Genomic DNA, 12,477 nt, shown 5'->3' with positions numbered 1-12,477 from the left:
AGATGTGTATAAGAGACAGGGGCGAGGGGATTGATGTCGATCTGCAACTGATCATGGTTGTCGACCACCCAGAGCAGGCTGTCGCGATTGCCCAACATGTTGTCGTAGAGCTGGGGACGAGTGCGCAGGGCATCGAGGCTGGCACTGTCATGGATCAATGCCTGAATCCGCGCGAGGCGCCCTAGCAAGGCTTGATCATCACGCCAGGCAATTTCACGTTGTAGCGAGTGATAGAGATAAAATCCCACCGCCCCCAGCAGCAGCGCGCTCACCAAGGCGAACATCATCGCAAGGCGCAGACTTAATGTCCGTGGCCACCAGTTCATGGCTGCACATCCAGCATGTAGCCAATGCCACGGATGGTGTGGATCAACTTAATGGGATAGGGATCATCCACCTTGGCCCGTAAGCGACGAATGGCCACATCCACCACATTGGTGTCGCTATCAAAATTCATCTGCCAGACATGGGAGGCGATCAAGGTGCGCGATAGCACCTCACCTTCGCGGCTGAGCAACAGATGCAGTAACGCAAACTCCTTGTTGGTCAGGGTTAAGCGCTCGCCCTGACGGGTGACCTTGCGTTTGAGCAAGTCCAACTGCAAATCAGCGATCTGATAGCGTTCGATTTCCCGTGGTGGGCCGCGCCGGAGCAGGGTTCGCACCCGGGCCAGTAACTCGGCGTAGGAGAAGGGTTTGACCAGATAATCATCGGCCCCAAGTTCCAACCCCTTGACCCGATCTTCAATGGCATCGCGGGCAGTTAAAAACAGCACTGGCGTTGGCGAGGTGCGGCGAATGATCGGTAACAGCTGCCAGCCGTCCAGCTTGGGCAGCATCACATCAAGGATGATCAGGTCAAACTCACTTTCCTGCACCAGATGTTGGCCATCGAGGCCATTTAACGCCACTTCCACCATAAAGCCCGATTCAGTGAGCCCTTTGCGCAGGTAATCGGCGGTTTTCACCTCATCTTCCACAATCAATATTCGCATCATCCCCTCCCATTGCAGCCCGCTAGCTTAAAGCGAGATGGGCGGCGGTCCCATTACAAATTTGTCATCTCAAGGCAATCAAGCTGAGCGCCGCCTTTATGCACTATGACCAACAACCGCTCAAGAGAGCGTTTAATGGGAGCAATTATGCAGATCCGAAAACATATCGCTTTACCAATGATGGCATTAGCGCTGAGTTCCGGTGTGGTGTGGGCAGAGGCCCCGCTTGTTGCCGAGCGTGCAGACGTGACCTTGCCGCTGGCTAATCAGTTACTGCAAGCCACCTTGGCGGCGTGCCATGCCGAGGGGCGCACCGGCGTCGCGGCGGTGGTAGATCGCGGCGGTAACTTGGTGGCCCTGCAGCGGGATGACAACGTCGGCCCCCACAACACCTTGGCCGCTCAACGTAAAGCGTTCACCGCGTTATCCACCAAAACCGCCACCGGCCTGTTGGCTGAACGGGCCCGCACTACCCCTGATGCCGCCAACCTCAACACCGTGGCGGAGCTCTTACTGCTCGGCGGCGGTGTGCCACTCAAAGTGGGCGATCAGGTCATTGGCGCCATCGGTGTCGCTGGCGCGGGTGGCGCTCAGTTCGATGAAGGCTGTGCGCTCAAAGCCATCGCAAATGTGTTACCTACTAAATAATCGGGAGAAAATGATGAACATGCTGAAAACCTTACTCGCTGGCGCGCTGCTCTGTGGCCTCTCATCCGCTGCCTTGGCTGCCGTTAATCCGCTGAGCGTTCACGTGCTGAACCTGCAAGATGGCTTGCCGTCACCTGGGGTCAGCGTCACCTTAGAAAAGAAGAGCGGTGAGACCTGGAACACCCTCAACACCGGCTCTACTAATGAGCAGGGGCGGATCCCTGAACTCTATCCCGCAGGCAAAGATCTGGAGAAAGGCACCTATCGGGTGACCTTTAAGACCGGTGATTGGTTTAAGCAGCACAAAGGGGCCACCTTCTTCCCAGAAGTGCCGGTGATTTTCGAAGCCGATGGCAGCGTACCGCACTACCATATCCCGCTGCTGCTGAGCCCTTACGGCTTTTCTACCTATCGCGGCAACTAAGTAGTGGGCCGCAAGCGGGCCTAATGGATGCTACGTCGTCCCGTGGCCATGGTTGCACCGAGGTGTTTTTCCCGCCTGACGTCGTCTGCGGTGATCTCGTCGGTGATAGCAATCCACCCAGCCCTCTATCACAACCGAGGATGACGGCAAGTAAAGCAGGGTAGGGGACAGAGAAGTACAAGAAAGCAAAGGGCCACCCAAGCGGGTGGCCCTTTTATTAACCACGACTATATCCTTCTCTATTATTTTGTTTTTAATCAAACTCTTATTTGTTTTCCCGCAGGTTGAGGGAGATTTATTGTTCCTATCTTTCGTAAGATGCGCTTGATACCGCCCGCAGTCGCTTCACGCTCTTTTTTCTGGTGACGACTGACATCCCTCTTACGCCATGCAGTGAGCAGCCATGATTGAACGCATTTTCCAAGATATTGATGAAGAGCAAGTGGTTAACGCAGATAATCCGCATTTTCTTATTCAGCTAGGTTGGGATGATGGTGCTAGCTGGGACGCGTTGTTGTGCTCAAAACGTATCCTGCTTATTTCCGAAGCGGGGTCAGGCAAGACCTATGAATGTCACAAGCAAGCCAGTGAGTTGGCTGCAAAGGGTGACGCTGCATTCTATGTGGAGTTGGCCAGTCTGGCATCCAGACATTTGCGGGATTTGCTGGGTTATGAGGAGGCGAGGCGTTTTGACCGATGGCTAGCCTCCCCATCTGAGGTTGCTACCTTTTTTTTGGACTCTATCGATGAACTTCAGTTGACCCGAGGCACCTTCCGACAAGCGTTGGATTGTTTCGTAAGAGGTATTGAAAATAACTTGAATAGAGTTCGTGTGGTGGTGACGACCCGCCCCATCCCTTTTGATATGCAACTTATTCGCAGCAAACTGCCTGTTCCATCAGAGATAAAGCACCTGACTCCCGAAGAGAGAGAAAGGGAATTTAGCAATGTGGCAATGGGTGAGCACCTGATAAGGCAACCAGATCAAGCTAATGAAAAACTCACGCCTGATTGGCGCACAGTGGCGCTGATGCCCCTCTCTAATCCGCAGATTGTTGAGTTTGCCGAGGAGCGAGGTGTCAAAAACAGAGCTGAATTGCTCAATGAGATTGAGAGGCAAAATGCCTTTGAGTTTGCCAGACGTCCTCAAGACTTGATCGAGCTCTGCGCTGATTGGCAGCCGGGCTCTCAGCTTCGAACCCACTGCCAGCAAGTGGAAAACTGTATTCGAATCAAACTAATGCCCAGAAGTGATAGGCTTGAACTTGCCGAACTTTCAATAGATAAAGCTATCGAAGGGGCGCGCAGGTTAGCGCTGGCCATGTGGCTAACCCGTCGTTTAACCATCAGGCACAGTGCGGAATCGGATAACGGTCAACAGGGTGAGGCTGCGCTTGATCCGTCGATTATCTTGTCAGACTGGACACAAGCGGAGCTAAAAACGTTATTGGAGCGGCCGTTGTTTGGTTTTGCGGCCTATGGTCGGGTGCGTTTTCACCATCGCTCAGTGTCAGAATTTCTTGCTGCGCAGAGATTGCAGGAGCTTAAGAATAAAGGCATGTCGCTTCGTGCCCTCAAACGGCTTCTTCTTCTTGAGACCAAGGGTAAAACTATTATCCCTCCTTCCAAACAGGCGATTGCGGGCTGGTTAGCCGCATTCAATGACGATATTTTTCAGGCAATTCGTGACCATGAGCCGTCGCTACTGTTCAATGAAGGCGACCCTGCATCATTGACCCTTGCACAGCGTCAACAAGCGCTTAGGGCCTATGTTCAGCGCTATGGAAAAGGAGGATGGCGTGGTTTACACACGCCCTCTATTCAAATTAAACGCTTTGCAACGCCTGAATTGGCTGATGAGATTAATCAGCTGTGGCAGCAGGGTATCGATAATCCAGACGTGCGGGATCTATTGCTGAGGTTAATTGAGTGCGGGGGGATAAAAGGCTGTGCCGAACTTGCCCATTCGGTTGCTAATAACGTAGGGATGGAAGAAGTTGCACGCTTATATGCTATTCGAGCTTTGATTGCGGTCAATGACCCTAGATTGCCAACAGTAGCTGCTGTGATGGTATCCCAACCTCCCGACTGGCCGGATAAGTTAGTGTGCGCCGCGATTATGGATCTTTTCCCTGCTCATCTCTCGGTGGCGCAATTCTGCCAAGCATTAGGATGGCGGCCATGGAAAACACAATCAGTTGGAAAATTGATTAGGCAATTTCCATCGCTAATCAAACATGCTCCCCTTGTTTTGTCACAGCTAGAGGAACTGCGGGATCAATTAGTTACCCTCATCTCGGATGGGTTGCAAATGCCGCAAGATCAGTGGCCACATATAGTGTCACCTCGCCAGTATCTACGTAGCATATTAGCTGCGGTCTCTATTCGTGGGCTCGATCATCAGTGCACCCAACCTTGGATCCATGCCAGTGTGCTTGCGTTGCATCTGCGCCAGCGTGAATACGATGATGACAAAATTTATAAGGAATTGGCGCAACGTATCAATAAATTTGATAGTCAGCGTAGAAAGCAGGCATTTTGGGCAATCAATCATATTGTGCAATCCCTGCATCCGACAGAGGATACATTGACGCGAATAGGTGAAATTATTCCCTATGACTCGCTGATTCAATTCACATTACCACAGGATAAGGAGTGGCTAGTTAATGATCTGCAAGATAAAAATAAGCCACTTGTTGAACGTCAAATGCTGATGCATATAGCACTCAGGAAATTAGGGGTATCAGTGACGGATTTGCGAGAGTTGGTTGCCGATCAACCAGAGTTACGCTTATTACTCGCTGAAGAAATAGAGCCCTCTGATTTTGAGAAAGAGCAGAAAGAATATCAACGTCAAGAAAAGGAACAACGAGAAAAAGCAGAAATAGAAGAAGCAGAGAAACGTGAGAGTTGGATAGCGTTACATCGAGCAATATCTGAGTCACCTGATAAAGCGTTCGCAGATAATCACGGTAAAAATTTAGTGTGGGATCTATTTCAAGCCATGTCCAGCACCGTAGATGGCAATAATTTATCTGGTTGGAATCGCCCCTTTCTTGAGTCTCAGTTTAGTAAAACCATCACAGATCGGATACGCACGCTGTTTATGGCAGCTTGGCGAGAGCAGTGCCCACTACTTATTTGTGAGAGGTCCGCAGATCCGCAAAACACAGATCTAGATACATGGCGACTCGGTTTGGCGGGACTCTATGCAGAAGCGGAAGATTCTGATTGGGCTAGCCAGCTGACTGAAGAAGATGCGAGGCGAGCCGCACGTTATTCGTTACTTGAACGGAGTACATTACCTTATTGGATTAATGACTTGGTGAGGTGTCATCCATCTGCTGTCAGTGACGTTTTTGGGAAAGAGCTTGAGTGGATTCTTTCTAACTTTACTGATGAACATCATCACTCGATGTTGTTAGAGCATCTTAAAAATGCTGCTAGTGCAGTGACAGGATTATTTATACCTCACCTTGTTGCATGGTTGGGTGAAAGTTTGAGTGAGATTAATTCTATAGTCGATGATGAATCACGAACATCCGCGTTTATATCTCGATACTCTCGTGTGATTGGATTGGTTTTAAAACATGGTCATAGTGATCATAGAGTCCAATTATGTTGTATGGCTCAGGAATATTTAACTCTCGATCTGACTGAGCCGGTGATGCTGCTCTGGTTATCCACTTTGATTCGGATAAATCCTGAGTTAGGAGTTGATACACTTGCAGAAAAATTACGAGATATTAAACCTGAACCATTAAGTAAGGCCGCTATATGGTTTATAACCTTATTTAATGAGCGTCATGATGGTATTAATGTCAGAAATAATGATTTTACGCCTAGCATATTGCTCAAACTTACCCGTTTGGCTTACCAACATATACGACCACAGGATGATGCTGAGCATGAAGGTTGTTATACACCCAATATGCGTGACAATGCCGAATATGCACGTAACGCAATTCTGACGGCACTACTGGCGTCACAAGGTGAAGAGGGATGGCAAGTGAAAAATGAGATGGCCATTGATCCCCTATTTGCTCATTTCAAAGATAGAATTTTGGCATTAGCGCAGGAGGCATGGGCTCAAGAGATGGATTCTGCGATTTTAAATGAGCAACAGTGTCGTGAGTTTGAAAAGAAATGTGAAGTACCACTGACAACCAATGGAGCTATGTTCAGCTTGCTTTGTAATCGCTTGGCCGATTTGGATGAGTTATTAAAGAGTGATGTTTCGCCAAGAGAGGAATGGGAAAAAATAGGCCAAGAGCGGATCATGCGGCGTGCAATAGCCAGAGAGTTAAAGAATTTAGCCAATGGTCTTTACACGGTCGATCAAGAAGCGGTCACTGCTGAAGAAAAGGAGACGGATATTCGGCTGCGCTCCACCGCCTCTGACTACGAAAGCGTAATTGAGCTAAAGCTTGGCGATAACCGTTCAGTACGTGATTTTCTTAACACGATTGAAGATCAACTGGTAACAAAATATCTATCAGTAGCAACTCGTCGCTCAGGAGCCTTGCTAATAACCCTGAAAGAGGATCGAACTTGGCAACATCCAGATTCAGGGGAAAAGATAGGTATAGAAGGTTTGCGCGAATTATTACTAGAAGAAGCCAAGCGGGTTGAGGAAAAAATGGGCGGTGCTGTGTCGATTGCAGTTCATATATTGACGCTTTTCCCGCGACTGCCTACCGAGCAACAAAAGCATCTGAACTGATAATTCATGTTATTACGTAGATATAAGTTGGCTAATAGTGAGTTTTATCGTTGTGAAAAAGTGGCGTTGTTTTCCAAACCAGCCATTAAGTCACAACATCCCCAGCCCCAAGTGCCTGCTACACTCGGGGCTTTCTAACAGGCAGACCAAGCAGGGCGAGATCACGGATGTTTTTTGAACTGATTTTCCCCGCCAGCAGCAGCTTGAACCGATACATGGCCGTTTTGCCAGAGAGCGACGCTGGTATCCCGATATCTTCTGCCTATGCGCCAGAGCATCCTTTCGCATCACCAGTACCCCTCCTCATTTATTGGGGTGGGGGCCCCTTGTTCCTAGCCCTGCGTTCTTGCGAGGCGAGATCCGCGTTAATCAAAGACTTGTTGTATTGAGTCCAGTTAGTGATGGGGTGAAGCTATGAGCGATGTGCCCATGACGCAGACTTGAAGGGGGATGGTAGTGATCAGATCACTGCTTCCTCAGTTAGTTTCATTTACACACAGTGATTTGGGACGCAACGCCAGGCATCACCGAAAACTTTAAACGGGAGCCGGTTGCTTATGATGAAGGCGCGAACAAATTGTTCGCACCTTCATTATGGTTGCACTTATGATTTGAGTCCGCCCTTGTTATCTGAATTCGCACACGTTATTTGTAAATAAATCTAATCCCTGAAACATATCGAGGTAAATTTCCTGCCGATGAATAAACAATAATTCCATAAATTGAGTCACTAATACTAAAACTAGTACTGGTTCCTGTAGAAAATTTACCCACTGTTTTGTCAATATCCTCTCGCCATTTCAGCATTTGTAGCATAGGCACCCCCCCACTCCCGGTCCACGCCGTGCCTGCAATACCCTCAATGAAAATGACATTAGCTATAGACATTTGGTCCGCATATAGTGCTAAGTCGCCCGCTGATTGCCCTCCTCCAGTTCCCCCTGCTAATAAACTACCACCTATAGCATCATAAATACCATCTACAACAGCAGACCCTTGGAACCTAATCCTTGAGTAGGTAGATGCTGAGATAACATTTGAATAGGCCGTTTCACGGCCAATCACTACACTAGTTAATGCTTTTACCATTGTATATGTTACATCTGGTGATTTTATACCACCATATTCAACCCAAACCGAACCAATATTATTTTCAACAAAGTTATCAGCCGTCACCAAGCCATTGACCACACTAACATCTGATGTACCAAACCATATTCCATCATTAGTGATATCATGAAAACTGCCATCACTATATATAGCTTGAGCGTATACTTGCTCACCAAAATATTCGGTTATATTTATATTTGGCACACTAAGTACAATGCTTTTTAATACTGGATCGGTGACCGTAATAACAGAGGTGGCAGTAAATGTTTGTCCATTATTGTTGCCTGCTGCTGTAATAGTGACAACCCCGGGAGTAATTCCTGTTACTTTCCCTTTATCACTACCACTACTGACAATAGTGGCGATGTTAGGATCACTACTACTCCAGCTTAAAACTGCCTCATTTGTAACATCTAATATACGGCCGTCGGTAAATGTAGCATGGGCTTGTAGCTGATCTGATAAGCCGACAGGTATAGTGATAGTAGCTGGTGTAATGGTAAGTCCAGTGACTAATGCGCCTGTCACTATTACGTCAGCGGTGCCAATAAAAGTCTTTCCATTTGCGTTTCCGATAGCGGTAATGGTTACCCCCCCTGGGCTTATTCCCGTGACTCTACCCTTATCTACCCCACTATTTTGAACTGTTGCAACTGACGGGTCGCTACTGCTCCAACTCAATGCAGAGTCAGTAGTGACATCCAAAACAGTGTTATCCGAGAATATCGCTTGTGCTTGTAACGGTTCTGATAAACCGGCGGGTATAGATGATATATCTGGTATTACCTGTAGTAATGTCACAACCGAGTTAGTAATGGTGACTCGCGCAGTGGTATTTAACACTTGGCCATTTACATTACCAGCCAAGGTAATGGTTACTACACCTGGGGTAATACCTGTCACTTTTCCTTTATCTGGCCCACTACTGATCATTGTAGCTATTTGTGAGTCACTACTACTCCAACTAAACGCATCGTCAGTGGTAATGTTAATTACTCGACCATCAGAAAAAGTAGCTTGGCCTTGTAGCTGTTCTGTCAATCCTGTGGGGAGTGATGAAGCAGCAGGAATAATATGCAGTGCAGTAATGATAGCTTCGGTAATCGTTATCTGAGCAGTAGCACTGAACGTTTGGCCATTTACATCAAGAAAAGCGGTAATAATTGAGCCGCCAGACTTAACAGCATTCACTTTTCCTTTATCCACGCCACTACTCAACACTGTCGCGATTTGTGGCTGACTGCTACTCCAATGTAATGAGTCGTCCTTCGTCACATCGATGGCCCTGCCGTCGGAGAGGGTTGCTTGAGCTAACAGATATTCCGATAATCCTGCGGGTAACGATGATACTGTCGGGGTGACTTGTAATTTGGTGACAATGGCCGGAGTAATCGTTACCTGTGCCGTGGCAGTAAACGTCTTACCATTAGCATCAATCAATGCCGCTACAGTAACGCTACCTGGTATCACTCCCGTCACTTTCCCTTTCTCAGCGCCACTACTCAGAATGGTCGCTATCAGCGAATTACTGCTGCTCCAGCTTAAGGCCGAATCAGTGGTTACATCTAATACGTTACCATCGGAAAAGGTAGCTTGAGCCTGCAAAAACTCGGATAAGCCAGCTGGCAGTGATGAAACAGCTGGAGTTATCTGCAATTGCGTGATAACAGCTTCAGTAATAGTGACTTGAGCAGTTGCAGTGAGTGTTTGGCCATTGGCATCAATAAATGCGGTTATGATGACACTACCTGTTTTGACACCACTCACTTTTCCCTTTTCTGTACCATGACTGAGGATGGTCGCAACTTGTGAATTACTACTGCTCCAACTCAATGCAGTATCTGCTGTCACGTCCAACACCTCACCATTTGAGAATGTTGCCTGCGCACGAAGTAACTCCGATAGGCCTACTGGCAGTAATGAGATAGCCGGGGTCACTTGTAGTTGAGTGATAATTGCCTCTGTGACCGAGATCTGGGCTGTCGCTGTAAATAATTGATCATTGGCATTAATAAATGCAGTGATTATCACCCTACCAGGGCTGATCCCACTCACCTTTCCTATCTCCCCCCCACTGCTCAACACAGTAGCAATAAGGGGATCACTACTACTCCAATTAAGAGCAGAATCAGTCGTAACATTGATGACCCTACCATCCGACAAGGTTGCCTGAGCTTGCAATTGTTCAGATAGACCGGCGGGTAATGAAGATATTACGGGTGATACTTGTAATTGAGTGATAACCGCCTCAGTGATTGTCACTTGAGCAGTCGAGCTAACTATCTGGCCATTAGCATCAAGTAATGCTTTTACAGTGACAACTCCTGGTTTCACCCCCATTACTTTACCTTTATCAACCCCATTACTTAGGATGCTAGCAATTTGTGGATCACTGCTGCTCCAACTCAATGCCTCATCTGTTGTTACAGTAACCACTTTGCCATCAGATAGCGTCACTTGAGCTTGCATTTGTTCCGACAGCCCCGCAGGGAGTGTTGATATAGCAGGCGTTACTTGCAGTTGAGTAACAATCGCACCTGTTATCGTGACTTGAACGTCTGTCGTGAAAGTCTGACCATTTGCATCGCCAAACGCCGTCACAGTGACCACTCCTGGTTTGACGCCAACAAGTGTTCCTTTATCTGCACCACTACTCAGGATGGTCGCGGTTGTTGGGTCATCAATACTCCAGCTAAGTGCATCATCGTTGGTCACATCCAGTACACGGCCATCAGAGAGAATCGCTTCGGCAAGCAGTTGTTCAGATAAGCCGACAGGTACAGATGACACTACAGGATTAACCTGTAACCTCATGACCACCGCATTAGTTACTGTTACTTCTACTGTCGCTTTGAATGTTTGGCCATTCGCAACACCGGCTGCAGTGATCGTCACCGTGCCAGGAGTTACCCCAGTAAGTTGGCCTTTTTTTGCCCCATGACTGGTGATCGTAGCCACTTGCGTATTACTGCTACTCCAACTCAGGGCATCATCTAACGTGACATCTAATACTCGCCCATCAGAAAGGGTAGCTTGAGCCACTAATTGCTCCGAAAGCCCTACAGGTATAGAGGAAGCGACAGGGGTGAGCTGCAGCACAGTCACTATCGCGGGAGTAATGGTTACTTTGGCCGTTGCGCTAAACGTCTGGCCATTGGCGGACCCTGACGCTGTCACGATCACAGAACCAGGTATTCCGCCCGTCAGCGTACCTTTATCTGCTTCACGATTACTGATAGACGCAATGTTGATAGCGCTACTGCTCCAAGTGAGCGCTGGGTCAGCTGTCACATCGATGACTCGGCCATCAGAGAGGGTTGCTTGAGCTCGTAACTGTTCCGATAGGCCTACAGGAATGGATGATACCGAGGGAGTAACCTGAAGCTGAGTCACAATAGCAGTGGTCACTATTAAGGTTGCAGTCCCGAAAAATGACTGGCCATTCGCGGTGCCCGCTGCAGTAATCAAAACATTGCCAGGAGCCACCCCTGCTGCAATTGCGTCATTGTTGATACGCGCAATCGCATCATTACTACTGCTCCATGTTATTTCTTTATTGTGAGTTACATCCAATGCCCGACCATCAGATAAAAATGCGGTCGCGGTAAACCCTCTCGTTAACCCTTGCGGTACGTGATTCAACGCGGACGTAACTTGTAATGCGGTGACAATCGCGCTGGTTACAGTGAGTTTGGCACTACCCGCAATGTTGAGACCTGCCGTATTTTTAACGGAAGCCATGATCACGGCCTCCCCTGGTGTTAGGGCACTCACCACACCGAACGTATCCACAGATGCAACGTTCGGGTTACTACTCGTCCATAACACCGATGGAGAATGAGTCACATCCAGCACACTGTTATTACTCATGAGTATCGATGCGTTGAACTGGCTTGATAGCCCTGCAGGCAATAGTTTGGTGGGCGGCGTAACCTGCAGCGCGACTATCTCTACGCTTGGCTCAGGAAGGGGAAGACTATCGTTATCTTTTTTGCTGCAACCAAAAGCAAGCAAGAGAAAACCAATCACCAAGAGCACTCTATATATGCTCATACACCCTCCAACCCTTTTCGTAACAAACCCATACGCTGACGTTGATAATTGTAGGTGAAAGAAAGTTACGAGTAGGTCCGTTTACTATGAATCTGGTAATCGTAGTCAGCAAAGGGATAAGTTAGGTCATCGGGAATGCCAATAAAATGCATCCTGACTTCAGGGACGACTGCTGATTGTACGCAGGGGCCCCCTTGATGACGGGCGTGGAGGCTGCGTAACTATTGGCAGGTAGGGGATATGATACAAATGCGTTGATAGAGGTTGTGCGCGCCAAGGAAATGAAGCCTGTCATCCCTTCTAAACGTCATCGTAGGGAGTCGCGAGAGCATAACTTGGAACCAGACAAGGCCAAGCATCTGGTGGAAAACGCCTTCCTTCATCTGAAACAATGGCAAGGAATAGCGACAAGATATGCCAAAAACACAAGTTCATTTGTGGCCGCAGTGCGGATCCGTTGCACATGCATGTTGGGATAGCGCTTATGACTCAGCCCCTAGCGAATAGATTGCGTTTGGGACTTAG

Annotated in this window: 5 protein-coding genes and 2 pseudogenes; 3 read left to right on the top strand and 4 right to left on the bottom strand. The window is 48.2% G+C overall.

Features of this window, described 5'->3' with window-relative positions; translation table 11 throughout:
* Together CUC53_RS00200 and CUC53_RS00195 are read right to left on the bottom strand one after the other, a co-directional pair.
* Positions 1 to 326: pseudogene (locus CUC53_RS00200) on the bottom strand (hypothetical protein); the annotation flags it as partial.
* Positions 323 to 994, bottom strand: coding sequence for a heavy metal response regulator transcription factor (locus tag CUC53_RS00195; RefSeq protein WP_100292292.1), 672 nt, complete (start codon positions 992 to 994; stop codon positions 323 to 325). The pseudogene CUC53_RS00200 and the gene CUC53_RS00195, both read right to left, overlap by 4 nt.
* 147 nt (positions 995 to 1,141) lie before the next feature.
* Here CUC53_RS00195 and CUC53_RS00190 point away from each other — a divergent pair, with 147 nt between their 5' ends.
* The 3 genes from CUC53_RS00190 (at position 1,142) to CUC53_RS00180 (ending at position 6,789) form a co-directional block, all read left to right on the top strand.
* The gene (locus CUC53_RS00190) at positions 1,142 to 1,642 is read left to right on the top strand and encodes a GlcG/HbpS family heme-binding protein (protein WP_100292291.1); all 501 of its coding nucleotides are present in this window, start codon (positions 1,142 to 1,144) and stop codon (positions 1,640 to 1,642) included.
* Positions 1,643 to 1,655: 13 nt separating this feature from the next.
* Complete coding sequence (gene uraH / locus CUC53_RS00185) at positions 1,656 to 2,066, top strand: hydroxyisourate hydrolase (RefSeq protein WP_100292290.1); 411 nt, start codon at positions 1,656 to 1,658, stop codon at positions 2,064 to 2,066.
* A 403-nt stretch (positions 2,067 to 2,469) separates the two neighbouring features.
* Positions 2,470 to 6,789, top strand: coding sequence for an NACHT domain-containing protein (locus CUC53_RS00180; protein ID WP_100292289.1), 4,320 nt, complete (start codon positions 2,470 to 2,472; stop codon positions 6,787 to 6,789).
* 118 nt (positions 6,790 to 6,907) lie between these two features.
* Here CUC53_RS00180 and CUC53_RS00175 read toward each other — a convergent pair.
* Positions 6,908 to 7,149 (bottom strand): annotated as a pseudogene (locus CUC53_RS00175) (IS5/IS1182 family transposase); the annotation flags it as partial.
* A 285-nt stretch (positions 7,150 to 7,434) separates the two neighbouring features.
* Positions 7,435 to 11,952 (bottom strand): beta strand repeat-containing protein, encoded by a 4,518-nt coding sequence (locus CUC53_RS00170; RefSeq protein ID WP_100292288.1) that lies wholly within the window; start codon positions 11,950 to 11,952, stop codon positions 7,435 to 7,437.
* Positions 11,953 to 12,477 lie beyond the last annotated feature (525 nt).

The sequence above is a fragment of the Aeromonas cavernicola genome (assembly GCF_002795305.1).
Lineage (GTDB): Bacteria > Pseudomonadota > Gammaproteobacteria > Enterobacterales > Aeromonadaceae > Aeromonas > Aeromonas cavernicola.
The sequence above is the reverse complement of the archived record's forward strand: the minus strand, read 5'-3'. Positions and strand labels throughout refer to the sequence as shown.